Source organism: Bacillota bacterium (genome assembly GCA_013178415.1).
In the GTDB taxonomy this organism is placed as follows: Bacteria; Bacillota; SHA-98; order Ch115; family Ch115; genus Ch115.
Genome location: JABLXA010000014.1, coordinates 13,229 through 35,374 on the forward strand (window position 1 = coordinate 13,229; position 22,146 = coordinate 35,374).

The 22,146-nt window shown below is 50.7% G+C and carries 20 protein-coding genes, 1 tRNA gene and 1 pseudogene; 18 read left to right on the plus strand and 4 right to left on the minus strand.

All coding sequences use genetic code 11. The features are described 5' to 3' along the window. Positions 1 to 21 precede the first annotated feature (21 nt). A complete protein-coding gene (locus HPY52_11435) occupies positions 22 to 747 on the plus strand; it encodes a trehalose utilization protein ThuA (GenBank protein ID NPV80871.1) in 726 nt (241 codons plus the stop codon). 188 nt (positions 748 to 935) lie between these two features. On the opposite strand, the gene HPY52_11440 is transcribed toward HPY52_11435, so the two are convergent. Beyond that, positions 936 to 1,667, minus strand: a complete 732-nt coding sequence (locus tag HPY52_11440; protein ID NPV80872.1) for a type II toxin-antitoxin system Phd/YefM family antitoxin — start codon at positions 1,665 to 1,667, stop codon at positions 936 to 938. Positions 1,668 to 2,091: 424 nt separating this feature from the next. Between HPY52_11440 and HPY52_11445 the strand changes: the two genes are divergently transcribed. Then, positions 2,092 to 3,354, plus strand: coding sequence for a Glu/Leu/Phe/Val dehydrogenase (locus tag HPY52_11445; protein NPV80873.1), 1,263 nt, complete (start codon positions 2,092 to 2,094; stop codon positions 3,352 to 3,354). Between the two features lie 233 nt (positions 3,355 to 3,587). Here the strand turns inward: HPY52_11445 and HPY52_11450 are convergent, their stop codons facing one another. Continuing rightward, positions 3,588 to 3,818, minus strand: coding sequence for a hypothetical protein (locus HPY52_11450; GenBank protein ID NPV80874.1), 231 nt, complete (start codon positions 3,816 to 3,818; stop codon positions 3,588 to 3,590). Between the two features lie 323 nt (positions 3,819 to 4,141). Between HPY52_11450 and HPY52_11455 the strand changes: the two genes are divergently transcribed. The 8 genes from HPY52_11455 to HPY52_11490 all read left to right on the plus strand — a co-directional run bounded on the left by HPY52_11455 (position 4,142) and on the right by HPY52_11490 (position 13,092). After that, positions 4,142 to 5,356, plus strand: a complete 1,215-nt coding sequence (locus HPY52_11455) for a GntR family transcriptional regulator (GenBank protein ID NPV80875.1) — start codon at positions 4,142 to 4,144, stop codon at positions 5,354 to 5,356. A gap of 113 nt (positions 5,357 to 5,469) precedes the next feature. Continuing rightward, positions 5,470 to 7,179, plus strand: coding sequence for an ABC transporter substrate-binding protein (locus tag HPY52_11460; protein NPV80876.1), 1,710 nt, complete (start codon positions 5,470 to 5,472; stop codon positions 7,177 to 7,179). A 348-nt stretch (positions 7,180 to 7,527) separates the two neighbouring features. Then, positions 7,528 to 8,541: an ABC transporter permease gene (locus tag HPY52_11465; protein NPV80877.1), complete on the plus strand. Its 1,014-nt coding sequence runs from the start codon at positions 7,528 to 7,530 to the stop codon at positions 8,539 to 8,541. Positions 8,542 to 8,556: 15 nt separating this feature from the next. After that, positions 8,557 to 9,405 (plus strand): ABC transporter permease, encoded by an 849-nt coding sequence (locus HPY52_11470; protein ID NPV80878.1) that lies wholly within the window; start codon positions 8,557 to 8,559, stop codon positions 9,403 to 9,405. Positions 9,406 to 9,428: 23 nt separating this feature from the next. Continuing rightward, entirely contained in the window at positions 9,429 to 10,445 is a 1,017-nt protein-coding gene (locus HPY52_11475; protein NPV80879.1) for an ABC transporter ATP-binding protein, read from the plus strand. Next, entirely contained in the window at positions 10,423 to 11,430 is a 1,008-nt protein-coding gene (locus tag HPY52_11480) for an ABC transporter ATP-binding protein (GenBank protein ID NPV80880.1), read from the plus strand. Before HPY52_11475 ends, HPY52_11480 begins: the two co-directional genes overlap by 23 nt. After that, positions 11,431 to 12,720: a hypothetical protein gene (locus tag HPY52_11485; GenBank protein ID NPV80881.1), complete on the plus strand. Its 1,290-nt coding sequence runs from the start codon at positions 11,431 to 11,433 to the stop codon at positions 12,718 to 12,720. A 171-nt stretch (positions 12,721 to 12,891) separates the two neighbouring features. Beyond that, positions 12,892 to 13,092 carry a hypothetical protein gene (locus HPY52_11490; protein NPV80882.1) on the plus strand — a complete coding sequence of 67 codons (201 nt, stop codon included), beginning with the start codon at positions 12,892 to 12,894 and terminating at the stop codon, positions 13,090 to 13,092. A 33-nt stretch (positions 13,093 to 13,125) separates the two neighbouring features. Here the strand turns inward: HPY52_11490 and HPY52_11495 are convergent. Then, positions 13,126 to 13,203, minus strand: a tRNA-Arg gene (locus HPY52_11495). 247 nt (positions 13,204 to 13,450) lie between these two features. Here HPY52_11495 and HPY52_11500 point away from each other — a divergent pair. Next, positions 13,451 to 14,122: a Crp/Fnr family transcriptional regulator gene (locus tag HPY52_11500; GenBank protein ID NPV80883.1), complete on the plus strand. Its 672-nt coding sequence runs from the start codon at positions 13,451 to 13,453 to the stop codon at positions 14,120 to 14,122. A gap of 46 nt (positions 14,123 to 14,168) precedes the next feature. On the opposite strand, the gene HPY52_11505 is transcribed toward HPY52_11500, so the two are convergent. Further along, a complete protein-coding gene (locus HPY52_11505) occupies positions 14,169 to 15,257 on the minus strand; it encodes a DUF362 domain-containing protein (protein NPV80884.1) in 1,089 nt (362 codons plus the stop codon). Between the two features lie 325 nt (positions 15,258 to 15,582). On the opposite strand from HPY52_11505, the gene HPY52_11510 reads away from it, so the two are divergent. The 7 genes and pseudogenes from HPY52_11510 to HPY52_11540 all read left to right on the plus strand — a co-directional run bounded on the left by HPY52_11510 (position 15,583) and on the right by HPY52_11540 (position 22,146). After that, on the plus strand, positions 15,583 to 16,665 hold the full coding sequence (locus tag HPY52_11510) for an aldose 1-epimerase family protein (GenBank protein ID NPV80885.1): 1,083 nt from the start codon (positions 15,583 to 15,585) through the stop codon (positions 16,663 to 16,665). 113 nt (positions 16,666 to 16,778) lie between these two features. Further along, on the plus strand, positions 16,779 to 17,222 hold the full coding sequence (locus HPY52_11515) for a hypothetical protein (GenBank protein NPV80886.1): 444 nt from the start codon (positions 16,779 to 16,781) through the stop codon (positions 17,220 to 17,222). 43 nt (positions 17,223 to 17,265) lie between these two features. Beyond that, on the plus strand, positions 17,266 to 18,519 hold the full coding sequence (locus tag HPY52_11520; GenBank protein ID NPV80887.1) for an MFS transporter: 1,254 nt from the start codon (positions 17,266 to 17,268) through the stop codon (positions 18,517 to 18,519). A gap of 189 nt (positions 18,520 to 18,708) precedes the next feature. After that, positions 18,709 to 19,473: a hypothetical protein gene (locus tag HPY52_11525; protein NPV80888.1), complete on the plus strand. Its 765-nt coding sequence runs from the start codon at positions 18,709 to 18,711 to the stop codon at positions 19,471 to 19,473. Positions 19,474 to 19,582: 109 nt separating this feature from the next. After that, entirely contained in the window at positions 19,583 to 20,044 is a 462-nt protein-coding gene (locus HPY52_11530) for a hypothetical protein (protein NPV80889.1), read from the plus strand. A 158-nt stretch (positions 20,045 to 20,202) separates the two neighbouring features. Next, positions 20,203 to 20,880, plus strand: a pseudogene (locus tag HPY52_11535) (glycosyltransferase). Between the two features lie 99 nt (positions 20,881 to 20,979). After that, on the plus strand, positions 20,980 to 22,146 hold the full coding sequence (locus HPY52_11540; GenBank protein ID NPV80890.1) for a glycosyltransferase family 4 protein: 1,167 nt from the start codon (positions 20,980 to 20,982) through the stop codon (positions 22,144 to 22,146).

Genomic DNA, 22,146 nt, shown 5'->3' on the forward strand with positions numbered 1-22,146 from the left:
CTGGTTTCAGGAGGGAATGCCATGAGTTGCGTCACACGGGTAACCGTATGGAATGAAAACCGACATGAGAAGAGTGACGAACGTATCGCCAAAGTCTATCCGGAGGGTATCCACGGAGCTATAGCAAGCTATCTGCGAACTCAGCCCGGGTTTGAGGTCCGAACTGCGACGCTTGACGAACCTGAGCATGGTCTTACAGATGAGGTCCTTGCCAACACGGACGTTCTCACCTGGTGGGGCCATATGGCTCATGGAGATGTAAGCGATGCGGTAGTTGACAAGGTACATAAACGGGTCCTGGATGGAATGGGCCTCATTGTTCTCCATTCCGGCCATTTCTCCAAGATCTTCAGAAAGCTCATGGGCACCACATGCAATCTCAAGTGGCGTGAGATAGGCGAGAAGCAACGCCTCTGGGTGGTAGAGCCCGGCCATCCCATCGTGGAGGGTATAGGGGAATACTTTGAGCTCGAGCATGAGGAGATGTATGGAGAACGCTTTGATATCCCCGCGCCCGATACCCTGGTCTTTATAAGCTGGTTCCCCGGAGGAGAAGTGTTCCGCAGTGGTTGCTGCTATCATCGTGGACGAGGGAAGATCTTCTATTTCCAGCCCGGTCACGAGACTTACCCAACGTATTATAATCCGACTGTGCTCAAGGTGATAGCAAATGCGGTTCGCTGGGCTGCGCCGGGGGATGGTCCTAAGCCGACATTTGGGAACTATAAGCCGCTGGAATGCCTATGATAGGGCTACCCTGATGGCTCCCCAGTATGATCATGCTGGATTGGTGCCGCTCGGGGCGCATGGTAGGCATCCCTGAAACGCTCGAAATAGGTAGGACTGTTCCCTTATTCTAGATGGAAAGACACGCCGGCTCTGGGGGAGGCCCCGCCGGCTTTTACATTTCGCGCGCCGGGATGAAGCATCCCGGACTAGGCAAAGATCTGCTCGAGGCTCGCCTCTAGACCTGGAAAAGCGTATGAAGCGGCGGTCTCCCCATATCTATAGGTCGCGCTTTGACTCAAGTCGTTGTTCTCGAAAAAGTAGATGGTTACTTCCCGGTTGAAAGGATTAACGATCCAATATTCCTTTACCCCCGTCGACATATAGAGATCAAGCTTTCGGATCGCGTCCTTGCCGCGCGTGCTTTCAGAGAGTATTTCCACTATGAGCGCGGGGATTCCCATATAATAATCCTTTTCATTTAATTTCTCCTCAAGGTCGCAGATCACCATAAGGTCGGGTTGGACCACGTTGATGTCTTCGGGGTTTCGTCTGAGCGTAATGTCATAAGGCGCCAACATCGGGCGACACGGCTTGCCCCTGAACCAATTATGAAAGATGATGTGGAGTTCGCCGAGAGCTTTCTGGTGCGAAGTCGTCGGTGAAGCCAGCTGATAGATTTCGCCATCGATATACTCATATCTCTCCTCGCTGTTCTCTGTGAGGCGCAGAAACTCCTCGTATGTAACCTTCCTTTGGGCATGGATATATTCCGGCGCCTCCTCCTGGCTCATCCCGGGAGCGGCCGTTGCATGGGTATCCTCGTAGGCGGTCAATCTGGCCACATAGCGGCCGTTGCTGGTGATAATGATATCTTCGCGAGCTGAGAGCCTTAGATACTTGCCGAGGTTATTCTTGAGATCGGTGGCGCTCACGATCATAGAAATCCCTCCAAGGGGATGCTTTCTGAGGGGCTATTTTAGCTAAATTAGCTATTTACCATTATAGGGGTCGGTTCGGGCACTGTCAAGATGGGTTTTGCCCCATTGCCGCATCTATGAATTCTCCCTGCAAATGCCGCGAAATCTTCCCCATATGGCATCTCCAAGATCCCTACAGGGTGACATTATCACAGACCGATAACACATTGCAAATTTCCTCTTGACCCATGTTAGATCTATGTTATAATTCATGCCAAATACAAAGCTCCGGGATACAATGGTGTATCTCGCAGGTGTCGGGCAATGGCGTCCACACAGGTGTGTTTTCTTTTTAAGGGCACCCTGTCTGGACCTTTTGCTTTTTCAGGCCGTATCAGGTTTCCTGACAAGGGAAGGTCAAATTCAACAGACAGGTGGGAGAAGAATGGAGAATCGATTTCAGGAAGAGCTAAACCCATTGAAGATCGCCCAGAAACAGTTATTGAAGGCAATCGTGCAGATGAAGGAAGACATGTCAGTTTATGAGGTTCTAAAAGAACCCAAGCGTATCCTTACAGTGTCGTTGCCAATTAAGATGGACGACGGTACAGTAAGGACATTTACTGGGTTCAGGTCTCAGCATACCGATGTCATTGGGCCCACAAAAGGAGGTATCCGCTTTCACCCCGGTGTAACGGAAGATGAGGTCAAAGCCCTGTCCATGTGGATGACCTTCAAGTGCGGAGTAGTAGGTCTACCTTATGGAGGCGCAAAGGGCGGGATAATTTGCAACCCAAGAGAGTTGTCCAGGTCAGAGCTTGAAAGGTTGAGCCGAGCCTATATCCAGGCCATCGCTCCCATTATTGGGCCGGAGAAGGATATTCCGGCACCAGATGTATACACAAACGGTCAGATAATGTCTTGGATGATGGATGAATTCTCCCGTCTCAAGGGGTACAATGTTCCGGGGGTGATCACCGGCAAACCCGTCTCGCTTGGTGGATCCCTTGGCAGGGATACCGCTACTGCCCAGGGGTGCGTTTTCACCATCCTGGAGGCTCTGAAGAAGCTAGACATCGGGATTGCTGGCGCTGCAGTCGTGATCCAGGGATTTGGCAATGCTGGCATGAACGCTGCGCGCCTCCTGACCGGAATGGGAGCCAGCGTTATTGCAGTTAATGATTCCGAGGGAGGAGCATATAATCCTACTGGCCTCGATATCGATAGTATATGCGAGCACAAACGAAATACAGGAAGCGTACTGGGCGCTCCCGGTAGTGAACCTATTGGTTCGGAAGAGCTTCTCACGCTACCGTGTGACATCCTTATCCCCGCCGCACTGGAGAACCAGATAACCAGGGCAAATGCAGGGAAGGTGCAGGCCCGGATAATCGCTGAAGCGGCAAATGGCCCCACAACTCCTGAGGCGGATGAGATCCTGTTCTCACGGAACATCATGGTCATCCCAGATATCCTCGCCAATGCTGGAGGCGTAACTGTCTCTTATTTTGAATGGGTCCAGAACCTGATGAATTACTACTGGACAGCGGAAGAGGTGTCGGAACGGCTAAGAGCAAAGATGGTCGCTTCGTTCAATGCCGTCTACCAGACTGCTCAGGCCTACAGAGTGGATATGCGCACCGCAGCTTACATAACAGCGCTGGGCAGGTTGGTCGAGGCGCTGAAACTCCGTGGTTGGGTGAGCTGAAACTCCGTAGTTGGGTGAATTGAAAAAAGGCGAAGACCGGTCAATCATGAAGAGGGAGAATTAGAGGAGTGCAGAAAAGGCCGGAAGCTGTAATAGAATAGATCCCCATGGCGCCATGGCGGTACCGTCAGGGCGGTGAAAATGGCAGCGGTTCATTTCTATGGCAGTAGTATAGGGCGTTCATCCGAAGCGATTCATCATCTTTCGGGTGGGGCCCTTCTCTTATAGCGCCTTTACCCGCGGATGATTCTATCATGCTTTGAATAGCTATCAATGATGTTCTCCCTTTTGGTTTTCCGATCCAAACTGGCAGATTTCCCTGGAACGATGATATTCACCTTTTTGGGAGGATACGCGCCGATATAGCCGCTGCTACGCCTGAATTGCCACAAACCCAGTGCCATGATCAGGCGTATGCCAATACCGGCAAGGAACACCAGTGCGAAGCCTATCCATGCGGACATGCCTATCACCCCCTATGGAAAGATGAGACATCACGTCACGACCTATTCACCTGCCATTGACCATACAAATAACCTATTAACCTACAGTGATGACACCAGACACGCTCCCAATTTCATTATACACCTTGGATGAAATTTCACAATAATCTTTAATTCAAATAATATTTTCTCACTTAATCTTGATGCCCAAGATTTCTGTTCAGAAAATCTGCAATTCAAGCAGGAATTCTAAAAAGATCACCGAATACTATATCTAGATAGATGTCCGGACATACGTATCTCCTACGCCGCAGATATTTGAATTCCACCCACCTAAATACTCATTGACGGAGAGATGGATGTATATGCGGATTGACCGAAATAGCCCACTCCCGCTCTACCACCAGTTAAAAGAGATAATAAAAGAACAAATTCGTGCAGGCAGGCTATTGCCGGGGCAGACGATCCCCAGCGAGATTGAGCTCACCAGGACATACAAATTGAGCCGATATACCGTCAGGCAAGCGATCTCAGACCTGGTAGCCGAGGGGATCTTACGCCGAGTCCACGGGACGGGGACATTCGTGTCCGATTCCCGAAAGCCGGCTGGGATACGAGCGGCAAAAGGAAGAGGCAGCATCGGAGTAATCGTCCCCTATCTGGGCGATTTCTTTATCTCCGAGATACTGGCCGGTATAGAGCAAATTACGGATGGAAGTAATTACAATCTGATCTTCTGCAATTCTGACAATGATATGGCTGAACAGGCAAGACACATAAATACTCTAAGCAGGGAAGGGGTTGAAGGTCTGATTGTGTTTCCCGTGGAAAATGCTCCCTATGACGAAACCATCGCAAGATTGGCAGGGGAAGGCTTTCCCCTTATGTTGGTTGATAGATACTACGATAACATAGGAGGTTATGATTTCGTTGGATGCGATAATAGAAAAGGAGTGTACCAGGCTATAGATCACCTTTTTGAGTTAGGGCACCAACATATCGGCTTCATAACCCATCCATTCCTCAGCACAACCAGCGTAAGGGAGCGCCTTGAGGGATACAAGGAAGCCATTGAGAGGCATAACCTTCATTTCGACGAGAGTCTCGTCGTAACCTATCCTTCATGGTTGGTTGAGGAGAATACCATGGCCAGCGAGTTGGATGATGATCTACGGTATGAGCCCATTTTGCGTCTTTTGGACAGGAGAGATAGACCGAGCGCAGTCTTTGCCTTGAATGATTTTGTGGCCATTGACGTGATAAAGGTCTGCAAGCGGCATGGTATCCGGATCCCAGAGGATTTGAGTCTAGTCGGTTTTGATGACATCGAGATGGCCAGATATTTAGAGGTGCCTCTGACTACAGTGGCCCAGCCCAAGAGGGAGATAGGCGTCGCTGCTGCACGGATCCTCTTGGAGAGAATTGAGGCCGGCCATATGCCTGATAAGCAATGGGAAGAGAAAAGGATCCTGCTGCCTACTACTCTGGTGGTCAGGGATTCCACAGCGGCTAATTGGCGGTGCCCTGCCAGACAGTGTGCAGCCGGGAATTGTCAATAAGGCAGGAGCCGGGGAAGGAGGTGTCATGGAGCGACAATACGGGAAAAACGGGCCTGAAGATCTTCGTGCACAGAAATCCTATGCATAGAAACCTTAAAGGAGGGTAGATTTCAATGAAAACCGGGTTCCTGAAAAGCGCGGCGATATTCAGCCTGATGCTGGTACTCGTAATGGTGTGCGGAACCTCTGTCTTTGCCAGCGCAAGCCTTCCGGTCCCGAGAGAAGAGACATTATTCATGGAGGATACGGCCACATTCCGCGTTTTTGACAGCTTCAACTATTTCATTCCAAATGGAGCCGAATTTGCGGCCGGATTCTGGCAGATTTCCACCGAATATCTGTGGTATGCGAATCTTGCGACTGGCGAGGTTGTCCCATGGCTGGCCACAAAATATGCTTACTCGAACGATTACAAGACATTCGAGATCACCCTTAGGAATGGCGTGACCTGGAACGATGGAAAACCCTTTACTGCTGATGATGTGGTCTTTACTATCAGGATGATCATGTCTCGACCAGAGTTTGGAGGAGAGAACTGGAAGCGTGAGGTCGCGGAGGTGAAAGCTCAGGGACCTGATCATGTCATTTTCAAGCTGAAAGAGCCAAACCCCAGATTCCATTACAGATTCATAAACATGTTATGCACCGCCACCCCGATAGTGCCAAAGCATATTTGGGAAGGTAAAGATCCGCTGAGCTTCAAGAATAATCCTCCTGTCACCACAGGGCCTTACAAACTGAAACAGGTTATACCAGAGCTAAAGATGTTCATTTGGGAACGCAGGGAAGATTATTGGGCAAAGAAGCTGGGCTATTTCCCGGCGCCAAAGTACGTAGTCTATAGAACATCACCACCGCCAGACGCTGATTTGGCAGATTTCGTAAACAATGTCATAGACCATGCTCACTGCTTGGATTACACGCAAATGCAGCTTGCGATGAAAAGAAACCGCGAGATAATCATTGCTCCTTTCCTTGATCCCTGCCCGCGAGGCATCTGGTTCAATTGCGCGTCAGGCCCTACTGCAGATCCTCGAGTGAGGTGGGCCATATCCTATCTGGTTAACCGCGAAAAGATAGCTAAGGTTCTCTGGATGCCTGAGACCACCCCTGGCAAATATCCGTGGGCAGCCTACAAATACATGGAAAAGTTCGTAGATAAAGAGATCTTGAAGAAATATGACCTCACCTTTGACCCGGCAAAGGCAGCTAAACTGTTGGATGAGGCCGGCTACAAGATGGGAGCGGGCGGAACGCGAGTTGGCCCTGATGGCAAACCTCTTACTTTGGAGATTATAACGCCTACCCAGCCAGCCAGCTTCGAGTATCAGATCGCTCAGGATATAGCCCAGGAAGCAAAGAAGATCGGCGTGACAATGACAGTCCGCCACCTAGAGGGCCCTGTATTTGACGAATTTACTCAGACGGGGAAATTCAACCTGACATCTCACTGGCTGTGTGGCGCGGGGACCGATCCATACAATCTCTACCGGCGTCTCACCAGTGACCGGATTTCTCCACTGGGGGAGAGAGCAGTTAAAGGTAACTGGGTGCGCCTGAAGGATCCAACTTTCGATAAACTCGTGGAGAAGCTGGATGTTATGAGCCCAGATTCAGAAGAAGGCCGCAAAGTCTATTCTCAGACCTTGGAAGAATACATGAAAGTCTTGCCTGCGACACCGGTCATTCAGACTATATATGTGATGGCATGGAATCAGCATTACTGGAAAGGTTGGCCAACAGCAGACAACATGTATACAGTGCCTTTCACCTGGTGGGGACACTTCATGTTTGTGACATTTAAGCTCCAGCCTGCCAGATGATCGGCGGACGCGGCGTGGCCGGGGCATGGATACTCCTCTCGGCGGACGCAGCATGGCCGGTGATGGTGATACCGTCCCGTCGGACGCGACCTTGCTGCAGGTCGCTCTGTGATCCGAGGCCCTCGGGCAGCAGGGCCTCGGATCAAAGCCGCTAGGCTGATACTATTCGGACTCAGGCAGTGGCTTCTCGGGCAGGTGTCGCAGATCGAAATATCCTATACCGGGCCGGAGAGATAATGCCGCCAACTATTTGATTCCGAAAGTACGGCTGATCTCCATATTTTTACTTAGGCATCCCGAGGGATAGCTTCCCGAACTCTCAGGATGCCTGTGCAGGAGGGAGAGACTTTGCATAAGCTATTCAGATTGTATCTAGCACGGCGTCTTCTCTTTTACTTTCTCACCATCTTTGGAGCCTTCACAGTCATGTTCTTCTTTTTCAGGATGGTTCCAGGCAACCCGATCGGGGCATTTATTGTAAGCATGCAGCAAAGATACTCAACCTCTGTGCTCCAAAGCAGCGAGGAGGACGTCATCAAGAAGTATAAAGAGATGTTCGGCCTGGAGGGGAGTCTATTCACGCAATATATACGGTATATCAAGAATGTAGCTCGCGGAGATCTGGGTCCTTCACTGCTGGCTTTCCCGACGCCGGCCCAGAAATTGATCATTGAATCTCTCCCATGGACCATAGGACTTCTTGGGGTTTCTGTTTTGATTTCCTGGGTCATAGGCCTTGCAATTGGCACCCTCATAGGATGGAAGCGAGATCTCCTTGCCTCAAATGTTGTGACTTCGCTTGCCATATTCTTTTCACAGGTGCCACAATACTTCTTTGCTCTCCTTCTTGCCTTTATATTTGCCTACACTTTCTTTGTATTGCCCAGTTCGGGGGCTTATGACGCCTTCCTCAAACCAGGGATCAATCCAAGGTTTATAGCAAGCGTGATCCAGCATGCTATTCTCCCGTCCCTTTCCATTGTCCTGACTACAGCTATGGGGTGGATCATTTCAACAAGAGCCCTTGTTATATCCATCCTAAATGAGGATTATCTGATCTTCGCTGAAGCTAAAGGCCTGAAACCATCCACCATTCTAAAACGTTATGTTCTACGAAATGCACTGCTGCCGCAGGTGACAGGGCTGGCCATATCACTCGGATTCATCATGAACGGGGCCTACATAGTAGAATGGATCTTCAACTATCCGGGGATAGGCAGGTTGATCACAAATGCCATAGGAGTGCTTGATTACAACGTTATTCAGGGTGTGATGCTCTTATCTATAGTCACTGTCTTGACAGCCAACTTAGTTATAGACCTAATATTGCCACTTATAGATCCTCGCATCAGAATCACATAACGGGAGGGGATTAAGATGAGGACAAGGCTGAAGCATCTCGACCGCAAGCTCCTGGGAGGCTTGATCCTTGTTGCAATTCTGCTGGCAGTCTCCCTATTCCAGCCAGCTCTGAATACCCTCATACTTGGTGATCAGAATCCATTGACCGTGGGGGCGTTTCCCGTATATGAGGAGCCATCAGCAAGGCATCTCCTCGGGACTGACCGCCAGGGCAGGGATATTTTGGCCATAACGATTCTCAGCCTGAAGTATTCCCTTGCAATAGGGGCGCTGGCCGGGATGATCTCGACGATCATAGGAATTATCGTAGGCTTTATGGCTGGCTATAAGGGAGGGAGAATGGATACTGTTTTGCGCAGCATGACTGATATGATTCTTGTGATCCCCTCCTTGCCCATCCTGATGACATTATCCGCATATGTCAAAACCCTCAACATTGTCACTATGGCTCTTATCCTTGCTGTATTCAGCTGGCCGTTTTCTGCCCGGGTAATAAGGTCACAGGTGATGAGTCTAAGGGAGGCCCCCTATATCGACCTTGCTAAATTGACCAATATGCGGGATGCCGAGGTGATCTTTTTCGAAATCCTCCCTAACCTCCTGCCATTTCTCGGCGTCAGCTTCGCGGGGAGCGTCGTTGGCGCCATGCTGGCCGCTACTGGACTGGAAGTCCTGGGATTGGGGCCTTCAAATATAACCACCCTGGGGATGATGATCAATCTCGCCATAGGACAAGGCGCTTTGAGTCTGGGGAAATGGAACATGATATTCCCCCCGATTTTTGTCTTGATCCTGGTGTTTCTTGGAGTCCAGTTGATAAACATGGGCCTTGAGGTCACATATAATCCCAGGCTACGCAGATGAACCAATATCAGGGGGGAATGGCCATGGATGAGGTCCTGAACATCGAAGGATTGAGTGTCTATTATAAGACACAGAATGGCGAAAGTAAGGCTGTGGATAGGGTTTCCCTGACGGTATATCCAAATGAGATGCTCGGTATCGCTGGAGAATCAGGGTCCGGGAAGTCCACTCTGGTCGGGGGTATCATGAGGCTTATAAAACCCCCGGGATATGTTCCGGCCGGTCGAGTCCTCTTCACTTACCGTGAAAATGGGAGAGAGGTAAAAGTGGACCTTTTACAGGTCCCTGAAAATGACCTGCGAAAGATCCGCTGGCGTCATATAAGCTATATACCCCAGGGCTCAATGAACTCTCTAAACCCCGTGACGAAGATAAAAGAGCAAATGACTGATGTTATAATGGAGCATTCTGGCAAATCTCGCGCTGAGGCTAACGCTCTGGTTCCAGAGCTCTTACGGGGGGTGGACCTTCGTCCTGATGTAGCCGAAATGTACCCACATGAGCTGAGTGGAGGCATGAAACAGCGCGTGATAATAGCCATGGCTCTTGCTCTTGAACCAGAACTTGTAATAGCCGACGAACCCACGACCGCGCTAGATGTCGTAAACCAACTCTCGGTCCTCAGCATGCTTTTCAAAGTCTGCCGCAAGATAAACGCTTCCCTGATACTGATCACCCACGATATGGCTGTCCATGCCCAGCTCGTCGACAGGGTGGCCATTATGTATGCAGGAAGAATGATGGAGGTTGGTTATACTCCCGAGATATTCAGACATCCGCTTCATCCTTATACAGAAGGGCTTCTAACATCTATCCCTTCGATCGACATTGACGGTGAAAGAAAAAGGCTCGAAGGGATCTCAGGTCTCGCGCCCAGCCCCATTAGCTGGCCTCCAGGTTGCAGGTTTCACCCCCGATGTCCTCGCGCCAGCACTGAGTGCAGCATGAATGAACCCGCCATGATAGAGCATGAGAGACAGCATTATGTGGCCTGTTTTCTTTACGGAGGTGTTACAGGTGACGCAGCTACTCGAAGTTAAAGGGGTGTCAAAGACCTTCGGCGCCGGCGGAAAGAAATTAGTCAAAGCAGTGGATAGCGTAAACCTCTCTATATCTCAGGATAGGCCTTCTATTGTATCATTGGTGGGCGAAAGCGGAAGCGGTAAGACAACTCTCGCGAGAATGATCCTTGGCCTGGTCCCGCCCACCAGTGGCGAAATCCTCTTTCAAGGCAAGAATATCCATTCCATGTCTCCCAGAGAATGGGCAGAGTATAGACATAACATTCAGGCAGTTTTCCAGGATCCATATGGGATATATAACCCGTTTTATAAGGTTGATAGAGTATTGAAACTAGCAGTTACCAAATTCGGCCTGGCATCGTCCAAAGCGGGATCAGTGGAACTCGTGTCTGAGGCCCTTGAGGCTGTAGGTCTAAGGCCCAGGGATGTGCTGGGCCGTTACCCGCATCAGTTGAGCGGCGGCGAACGACAGCGTGTAATGCTTGCTCGGTTATACCTCCTGAAGCCGAAGGTCATAATAGCTGATGAACCAATTTCAATGATAGATGTAGCTCTCAGAGCCCTTTTCCTCAATATTCTACTGGATTTCAAACAGAACTATGGCATCTCCTGCCTGTTCATTACCCATGATCTTTCATCTGCACATTATCTGGGCGAAAACCTGCTCATTCTTTATCGCGGGAGAGTCGTAGAACGAGGCAAGACAGCCGATATTTTGAAGTCCCCTGCTCATCCTTACACGAAATTGCTCATAAAAGCGCTTTTGCCCCCTGACCCAGACAGGAAAGTCCTGATTTCAGGAGAATTAGATTTTCGCGTATCAAATGAGGCCCCGGATGGCGCAGACCATTCCTGTCCCTTTGCGGCTAGATGCCCGGAGGCCATGGATATGTGCAAAACCAGGGCGCCGGGCACGATTACATTGCAGGGCGAGCATGAGGTAAGCTGTTTCTTGTATGAACAAGCCAGCGGTAAGCATGGCATGGGACACCCTGGGCATTGAGTGGATTCCGGACCGCAAGAGATTCATCAGGGATGCATGTCCGAAAGCTCTCTTCTCTCAGGCGGGCGGCACGATGATAAACTCTGGAGAGTGAGCAACATGAAATGGGCATTCAAGGTCCTCATAATCTCTATCCTGGCCAGCGGATTAGTCCTTGGCTCAACTGAGATGGCCACTTGCAAATGCCCGGCATGCCCGCCTGACGATCCAAATAGAGGGAAGGTAGTTCTGACATGTTTCTACCTAGAAAATAATCCTGAGTGCGCTAGAACCATATCTCTTCTGAAGGCTGTTGTTGCCAATGCCGAGTATCTCGAGCTTGTGACAAGGGATATGGCTCTACCAGAAGTAAAGGAGATCCGTGAGACCCTGGACATACTCTATGAAGTTGGAAAGGACGACGAGATGCGCGTGCCCGCGGTTTTCGTGGGGAAGGACGTTTTCGTCGGATATGAGGCAATAAGGGAAGGGATACGTTCCCTGATCGCACTACCGCAAGGCGGAGTTCAAGGGATATCTGCAGGGATTTCCGGGTGGCTGAGATCATTCGCAAACTCCCTAAGACTATCAAGCATCCTGGCATCAAAGAAGGTGATAGCCCCGCTCATCGTCGCAGCGGGGCTCGTGGACGGCATAAACCCTTGTGCCCTATCGTTTTTACTCTTCCTGGTGGCCTGCCTGTCGCTGGCTATGAGCGACAGAAGGCCTATTGTCATCACCGGCATCAGTTTTGTCGGCGGTGCCTTCGTAACCTATTTTACCATCGGTCTCGGCATCTTGCGCATCGTCCAGAGTCGCTACTTTGACGCGCTCTCAGACTGGCTGTATCCTCTACTGGGAACTACAACGCTCCTGCTCGGTTGCCTGAGCCTTTTTGATTTCTATGAAGCCTGGAGCGGCCGGGCCAAGGCTATGAAGCTGCAGTTACCTCCAAGGTTGAAGAACCTCTCCCATAGGCTTATCCGTAGGTACGCTACTTCGGGAAAGGCAAATGTCATCGCCGGATTCTCATTGGGGCTCCTGGCCTCATTGATTGAATTTCCATGCACAGGGCAAGTTTATCTCCCCACTCTGGCGCTAATAGGAAGCCCCCTTGGCGACTCGGGCACATTCATCTACCTCGTTCTATATAATGTAATGTTTGTCTTACCGCTGGCGCTTGTGGTGATAGTATCCACCCTCTTGCTCTCGGCAAAGAAAGCTACAGGCCTGTTTTCAAGACGCCTTGCCGCGATCAAGCTCCTGACGGCATTTATGTTTTTTGCCCTATCGGCCTATATGTTTCGGTGATCGCAAAAGAGCACGTCCAGCCGACGTCCTGAGTTCCACCCAATCGATGTGACTATTGCCAATCGAGGTGTAGGAAGACTGCTCATTAAAGAGCAGGCAATATGGGTTGGCCATGGAACCTGATTATATAGACCCTAATTCGACGCCTGGCTCAGTAGGGGAGGAAGTTCGGTGAACGAGAATGGTGGGGATCTCCAACATAAGGTAAAGGTGTCCGGCGAGGAAAGCTCTATAGTTATTGAGGTTCTTCTCTGCCATCGATTCGCCGCCGGGATGCCGGCGGCGATCTTTTTCGTCTCTATTGAGCAGATACTTGGCCTTGATCCTACCGCAGACTTACTGCAGACGTTGAACATCTTCCTGGGAGAATGATCATCGTAGAACCCATGGATCCTTTGAAAAACTTGGTGCGCCCAGAGGGACTCGAACCCCCGACAACCAGATCCGTAGTCTGGTGCTCTAATCCAACTGAGCTATGGGCGCGCTCACACATGTATAATACTCGATCTGCTCTGGTGTGTCAAGACGCAGCGGAGCCGGCCCGCGGAGTCTCCCTCAACTCTTCGACTTGCCAGCACGCCGCGCAATATAGTAATATGCATTTGGTAACAAGTTACTGAAACCAGGCGACCCAGATTTCAAATCTCTTGGGCCAGCCACCCCTGCCCGGCGGCGGGGCTTTTGCAGAGGGAAAACGCGGAGGGAAAGCAGGTGAAATAGGTTGGGAAACATGGAATGTATCCGAAAACTAAGTCTTTTTAGGGGATTTGATGACGGACAATTTGAGGAGATGCTGCAGTGTGCGGAGAAAAGGGTATACACAAAAAACCAGGTACTATTTCTTGAAGGAGACCCTGCAGACAAGATCTTTATTCTGAAGATGGGAGCCGTCAAGCTATCAAAGCTGTCGTCAGACGGTAAGGAGCTCATTCTTGGATTCCTTGGGCCAGATGATATCTTTGGGGAAGATTCGGCCTTTAGTGGGGAGGACTATTCGGTCACCGCGACTGCCCTCGAAGAGACCTGCACCCTTGTGTTTACGAAGGCTAACATGGAGCGGATCTTCCTTCGCAACCCGGCCATGGCGCTCAAGGTTATAGAGAGCCTCAGCAAGAAGCTGACCCAATCCACGAATCAGGTTACAGATATGGCCTTTAGGGACGCAAAAGGTCGGCTGGCAAATATTCTTCTCAGGTTATCCTCGGAATATGGAAAGGATACAATAGACGGTGTATGCATAGACCTCTCACTTACTCATCAGGATCTGGCGAGCATCGCGAGCCTTTCGCGACCCACCGTGACCAATCTCCTGCTTGACCTGAAGGGAAAAGGCCTTATCAAGACCTGCAGGCGTCGCATCGTGCTCAAGGATGCAACAGGCCTTGAGGCCTGGGCGGGCTAGACGAAGATATAACCGCCCGCCCCAGGGTTCCTGACCGAGCCGGGCATCAATCCACCTCCACCAACTTGTAATCCCTGCTTCCCAGCCCCTTGGCCTCTAGTGCCGCCACCTGTACAAAGGGGTCCTTGCCGTGAATCTTCTCAAAGAGGTGTTTCCCTTCACCGAGGCTTCTCCCCTCAGGGAGACTGCCCGGAAGAAAGTCCTCGCTCTTTATCAGGTCAAGACTTGCCTGTTCAATTGCTACAATATCCCGTGATGCAAGTATCCCTATATCCGGCACGAGTGGCCGCATAGAGAATCCCCAGCAGTCACAAAGGAGGGTTATATTTGTAAGAACATTTATAAAAAGTAGCCTCTCCCGGTCAAAAGTGTTAAGCACCACATCTGTGCATATAGCCATTCCTTCCTGGAAGTCCTTGAATTTTGATCTATTTATCGTGATGGCGCCCTCCGGGCAGGCATTGGCACAGTGCTGACAATAGGTGCAGTTATGGAAGAATATCTTGTACTCGCCTTTCTCGTTAAACGTATTGGCCCCATACCGGCAGGACTTAATACATATCTCGCAGTGTACACACTTATCGGGATTCCAGGTAAGGCCCCCTTCGAGACTATGAATTTGAGCCCTTGTCGCGGCCGTAACGCATCCCATGGCTATGTTCTTGCAGGCCCCTCCGTAGCCACAGGCTCCATGACCTTTTACATGGGAGAAATCGATGAGCACGTCGGCATCATGGATATGCCCTGCGACCTGGATCTCCTTTAGGGTCTCAAAGTCTACAGGCTTGCTATAATAATACTTATCAAAGAGCCCTGAGGTGGCAACCAGAGGAGCTCCCAAGACCTCCTCGGTATACCCCCTGGCCTTGGCGGTCTGGACAGCCCATGCGCTATCTGTCACAAAGACCTTCCCGCCGGCGTCTTTTAATGCCTGTACGAGAATCCGGGTAAAAAGCGGGTGTATTGTGGTATAGCCAAGATTGCCTCCGAGATGCATCTTGAGGGCCACACTCTTATCCTTTACAATCTCCGAAAGAGGAAGCCTCTCAAGCATGCGCCCAAACTTGGCGGGCAGGGAAGACTGGGCATCGATCTTTGGCACATAAGCGGATGCAAAAAGGACATCTTCAGGCATAAGTTCCATTTACCCTCCTATCAGTCAGGAAGAATAGGACTCTGGTTTTGATTGAAATCATTGTCGGCTTTTTGTATCTGGACATAAGGTTAGCATAAGAATCCCGGAAGAAATGTCAAATAGATTACAAATGGCGCAAGGATTAGGAGGCAACCTTTAGCAGGGGGAATGGATCAATAGGCTGCAAACTCGGGTAATTAGCAGGCAGGTGGCTGGCGCATATAACCCGGCTTATCTTTTATTGAGGCGCGGGTAGGAGGATTTCCAGATACATGTGCGAAGATTAGGATAGGAATGTGCATAAATCATGGAAAGGGGTGCCGTCATGGCAGATCTTTACGGACGTAGTTATTCAAAAGTGGAATTACTGGAGCGTGTTGGCGATATTGCCCAGGTGGGTGGGGCAAGGCGTTATACACTTTTGGATGGCAGCGAAAAAGAGGTTGAGGTGGCGGAATTCAGGACCGGGGCGGGACTCAGGTTCAATGTATTGCTCAGCCGGGGAATGGATATATCCTTGTGTGAGTATAAGGGCATGCCGCTTTCCTGGTGTTCCCCGACCGGGGACGTGGCGCCTGGTTATTTCGAGCCTGAGGGATTTGGCTGGCTCAGGAGTTTTCACGGCGGGCTGGTAGTGACTTGTGGAATGACTTATGCTGGCGCGCCATGTGTGGATAACGGCAAAGAGCTCGGCCTTCACGGGCGGATCTCCAATACCCCGGCGAAAAATACATGGGTAGATGGGGAATGGCAAGGAGACGACTATATCATGTGGGCGCAGGGAAGAGTCAAGGAGGCCACCGTGTTTGGGGAGAATATTCGCCTGACGCGTCGGGTATGGGCCAAGCTTGGCGAGAAACGATTCTTCATCCATGATGTTGTGGAAAATATGGGCTTCGATCCAATTGAACATATGTACCTGTATCACATTAACATGGGGTTCCCAGTAGTGGATGATGGCACTGAATTGCTGGGCCCTTCACGAAATGTCCGGCCCCGGGATGCAGAAGTGGAGAAGGGTAAGGAGCAGTACGCGCGGTTTTCAAATCCCGTGCCAGGATATAAAGAGAAAGTCTATTATCATGATATGGGCAGCGATGCAGAAGGAAATGTATATGTTGGCCTGGTGAACAGGGGACTTGGAGATGGTTTCGGCATATACGTGAAATATTCGAAAATGGAGCTGCCGAGATTCACTGAGTGGAAGATGATGGGGCAGGGAACATATGTAGTAGGGCTTGAACCAGCCAACTGCCTGGTTGAAGGCAGAGTGAAGGAAAGAGAGCGCGGAACGCTGGTATTCCTTGCTCCGGGGGAGAAAAGGGAATACAATCTTGAAATCGGGGTTCTCTCATCTCGTCAGGATATCCTTGATCTCGAATCTCGCATCAGGAGTTGCAAGGCTTGAAGATATGGCAGTCTCGGTAATAATTTATTCCGTAATCAGGCATCCGCTGGCTGCTGCTGATCTATAAGACTCCTGTCGAGCCTTCTACTGCTAGAGTTAGGGTTTGGAGGAGGGTGCGTGAACTAGGAGGGCTATATATTCAGCAGGCGGTCTGTATCTTTCCAGATACACCCGGTCTTGTTCCCTCCATATCTGGTCTGGTAGATGAGATCCGAGACCTTGGCGGAGAATCGTTTCTTTTCTCTGCATTGACTGAATCCGATGGAGAACTGGTCGATAGATTTAAGGCGCAGAGTGACCAGGAATATCACGAGATCCTGGAAAGGTGCAAAGGATTGCTCGATGAACTCGAACAAGAAACAGCAAAGGGGAAGTTCACCTTTGCTGAGATAGAGGAAAATGAAGGTGACTTGGGATACATAGAAAAATGGGTTGAGAAGGCCAGGGGGCGGGATTTTTTTGGGGCGGCACTCAGGGAGAGAGTTGAACAAAGCCTTGAAGAATGCAGGACAAAGATGCATCAGTTTGAGGCCGAGGTGTTCAGGCGGGCTGATTGAGTCGCGGATTATGGCGTGACCGCCCAGATCGGAGGGATATTCTATGTTCAATATCATCATCCTTGGTATTGTAAGTCTCCTCACAGATGTAAGCACGGAAATGGTTTACCCGCTTCTCCCGCTCTTCCTGACAACCCGCCTGGGAGCCAGCCCGGCGATTGTAGGACTGATCGAGGGAATTGCAGAGAGTCTCGCGAGCCTCCTCAAGGTTTTCTCTGGCTATATATCTGACAGATTCGGCAGGAGAAAGCCTCTTGCCATCCTAGGCTACGGATCTTCTACTGCGGGGAAGATCATCCTATATCTAGCTGGCTCATGGCCCATGGTCTTGCTGGCAAGGGTCGTTGACCGGTTCGGCAAGGGTATCAGGACTGCGCCGCGTGACGCCCTTATCGCGGATTCGGCAAATAAGGAGATGAGGGGGCGAGCTTATGGTTTGCACCGGACACTTGACACCCTCGGCGCGTCCCTTGGCGTATTCCTTGCCTATTACTTCATGACAACTTACAAAGGAGAATTCTCCAGGGTATTCCTTTGGGCGATGGTGCCGGCGATTCTCGGGGTTGCCGTACTGTTTTTCGCCCGGGAAACCGCGGGTCGTCAGGAGAAGGCAGGTGAAGTCGCGGCATCATCAGAGGCGGCATCAGGAATGGCATCCAGGATGAATGCCCCGGAGGCGGATGCTTCACGTACCGAAGTTTCAGGGCAGCGCAAAACAGGATTCTCCGGCAAGGCCAAACTGCCTTCCCTGAGTTGGTCGAGATTAGATAGACGCCTCAGAGGATTTCTGATTGTTGTCTTCATCTTCGCCCTTGGCAATTCTTCAAATCAATTCTTATTGCTTCGAGCCAGGAATTTACATTTCAGCGCGTCAGATGTCCTTTTGACATATTTAGTATATAATCTTGTTTACTCTCTGCTATCCTATCCGGCCGGTCGCCTTTCTGACCAGATCGGGCGAAAGACCCTTCTTGTGGCCGGCTATGCCATGTATGGCCTGGTATACATAGGGTTTGCATTTGCAAATGCCAGCTGGCAGATCTGGCTCCTGTTCGCGGCCTATGGGTCTTACATAGCGCTCACCGAAGGGGTAGAGAAAGCTCTGGTCGCCGATATCGCGCCTGTTGAATTAAGGGCTACAACTATTGGTTTGCATGCTACCCTGGTTGGCATAGGGCTTTTCCCTGCCTCGCTTCTAGCCGGGCTTCTCTGGAATGCCTTTGGGCCACAGGCGACATTTTATTTTGGAGGCATCATGGGACTGCTTGCCGCCATTGGGATCTGGGTGGTTGTATAGCTTCATGCCGTTGCAGCGGTCCTACATGGCGCCGCCCTAGCGGCATGGGGGACTGCTGAGAAGTAATGGAGGAGAAGTCGAGAAATAGGCGAAATCCTATTTGGCTTCATCTCTGTCCTTCCGGATTACAAGATGGAAATACCGACAAGGGCAGCGGAGCGCGCTGAGAGATTCTACGAGACAACTCCTATGAAACCGGCGGATATCCCTTCGATTCTCGACCTATATCATCGCTATACCGGTAACCGTACTGGCAGTATTGTGCGAGACTCTTCTACATCGAAGGGTTTCAGATTGGGAAGCGCGTGGACCCTGGCGAGTTTGGCCGTTGTCATAAGGTCAGGGGACAGGATCTTGGGCTATGCCGCCTATGATAATACGCCTGAGGATATAAATGTGACGGAAATAACAGCGATGGATGGCGATGGCTATTCCGCTTTGCTCAAATTCTTCGCCGATCTGGCGGTAGAGCGAAGGACCGCCACGGTGAATGTCTTCGCGCCTCCAGATCATCCGTTTGCATACTTTTGCAGGAGATTCGGTTATACCATCCACGCGACATTTCATAATTGCCGCGCCGGGATGGGAAGGGTAATAAATCTCATGACGACCTCTGAGATCATGACGACCTTTGAGAAATTGCAGCCGGAACTGGAGGAGCGGCTCATGGGAAGCGGGGTGAACGAGTCGGGATCTCTTGGGATTTCCACCGATATCGGGGACATTCTCCTTCTAATTGATAATGGCCGTCTGAGGGTCGAATCCGGTTGTTCGCAGGCCGATTATGTGCTCAAAATCGACCAATCCCAGCTTACTACATTGATCATGGGTTACAAGCGGGTTGGAAACCTAGCTCACGAGCTCAAGCTTAGTTTGCCCCACCGCTATGAGGTCATGTTAGAGGCCATGTTTCCGGCCGGCTACCCTTATCTTGGATTGTCAGATCGTTTCTAGAGGATTCTACATACACCCCTTGTCTCTCACATATTGATCCCCCCTGGCATATTGTATATTCCAGCAGGACGATTCATGTAACGCTGTCCTGCCAGCTAGGGGGGATACAATGCCTTCATTTACCTTTACCAATGATGCAGCCAACACAGGCAACCAGGTGCTTACTGCTACCGTAAGTGTAGCCATATCACCAGAAAGTGCGGTACTGGCTTCACCTGCGCTGCTTCCGGGCGCTTCAGTGGTAGGCACTGTCGCAGTATCAAATGCCGGCGATGTGAATTGCCTGTATTTCATATCAGCAAACTGGGCGGCAGCTGGAACGACCACGGCGAGCATGGCCCAGATCCTGGCGGGTTCATTGAATGTAAGCGTTGTAGCGAGCCCGCCGACCACGACAATATATACAGGAGCCTTGACCGGCCTCGTTGACCAGCCGTCGGGCGGGCAATCGTTGCCGCTCGGCTCGGTGCAGGAGGCAACCTTTACTTTGGCCCTATCACCTGATGCAGGAAACCTTGTTCAGAACCAGGATCTCTCGATAGACTTCATCTTCGTTGCGACCCAGGCATAATCTGGCACTACTTCCCGTAAAGCGAATGTCGCCCTCCGAGAATATTCCGAGAATATCATATAGTTGCCGCAAGAAATCATGGGGGCGGGGCAGATCTTTGGATCCCTCGCCCCTTGTTTCGGAAAGGGGAAATCGTCGTGAAAGAAAGGGTTACGGCCATGATGGTGGTGAGGAATGAAGCCAGTAGATACCTGCGCCAGGTGCTTGACGATTTAACTGCATGGGTTGATGACATCGTCATCCTGGATGACGCATCAGATGATTCTACCGCCGATCTATGCAGGAGCTATGATAAAATCATAAAATATGAGCGAAATCCTTCGCCTCTTTTCATAGAGCATGAGGGGAGATTGAGGGCCAAATTGTGGAGTATGGTGGAAAGCGTCAGCCCTCAGTGGATCCTGGCAATAGATGCGGACGAGATCTTCGAGAACCGAATCAGAAACGAAATTCGCCCTCTTATTGATCAATCATCATATGATGCCGTTGAATTCAGACTTTTCGATTTCTGGGGCTCATTTGAATATTACCGTATAGATGGTGAATGGAATCCGTGGTCGCGTTTCGTGCGACTCCTGGTAAGATATATGCCGGGCAAGCCATGCACATGGCCTGATCTTCCGATTCATTGTGGGCGATGGCCCCTTGAGTATAGAGGACCTCTCTTGACGTTCCATTCTGATATCAGGGTCAAGCATCTGGGATGGGTGAGGGCCGAGGATCACCGGGCCAAGTATGAACTCTACCGTGCCAAAGAGATCGCGCTACGTGGGTCGCCTTCAAAACATACTGAAAGCATATTGGCGCCGCCTGAGGAAATAAAGCTGGAGAAATGGGTTGATTCAAAGCCCTTGACTTATTCGTTATCATGGCATCCGGACACTTCAGGATGTCCAGCAGTCGAAAAAGGCGAAAATGGGGTATTGCATGAAGTCTTGGGCACGTCCGGAGATAGCGTCCTTACCACCCACGCAACGAAATCCCGCCTCAGAAGACGGGTAGGCATTCTGACGACAAATCACTTCAGCCCGGATGGCAGTCGTGTTGTGTATGGTGGGGCGGAACGTTATGGTATTGAGCTCACTAGGCTTCTACTCGATATGGGTTTCAGTGTTGAATGGTGGCAGGCTGGGTCGGGATGGCAACGCGAACTCCTGCCGGGGGTGTTTGTTCATTCCATCTCCGAAGGGGACGTCCAGTTTCAAACAGCGCCTCGTCTAAATCATACATTCCATGAACGGGCTACAGGAATTGACTACGCTATATACTTCGTAACTTTCCTCGCCTATCCATACGCGCTGGAGAAGAGCATAAGCATATCTCATGGCATCTACTGGGATTATCCCACCTTTGAATCCCTTCTGGGGTCGCGGGAAGGGCGTCATGAATGGAAGAGGCGGCTATTTCTGGCGTTATCAGCTGTCAGGAAGGTGGTCTCTGTGGACACAGCCACCATCCACTGGATAAATGCCACATGGCCAGGTTTATATGAGAAGCTAACTTACATCCCAAACTTCGTAGACCTGCCAGCCTATGACATGCTCCCTGACCCGGAGCCCCGGGACCAGGTCCGCGTGATCTTTCCGCGCCGGCTTACCTCGGTGCGTGGCGTGAATGAAGCAGCTAAGGCAGCCGAGATCCTCAGCGCTGAATATGATAATGTGGAGTTTCATTTCGTCGGCCGGGCGCATGATGATATATTAGAGAACCACATGATCAGGTGGGCAAGCAATAATCCAAAGATATATTACTATTGGCGACCGCCTCATCTCATGCCCTGGACTTACAAAAACATGGATATCGCCTTGATTCCGTCCAAATCTACAGAGGGGACGTCTCTATCCTGTCTTGAGGCCATGGGGGCCGGGTGTGCCATCATCGCCGGCTATACAGGGGGCCTATCCGACCTCATCATAGATGGATATAATGGGCGGCTTATAAAGCCGACCTTTTCTAAACTTGTAGAAACACTTGCCGAATTGATCGAAAACCGGGAAGAACGTATCAGTCTTGGGAAGGCGGCGCATGATGTAGCCTTTGCCTTTACCCTTGATATCTGGCGAAGGCGGTGGATAAGGGAGATAAGAGAGGTATTCAATTGA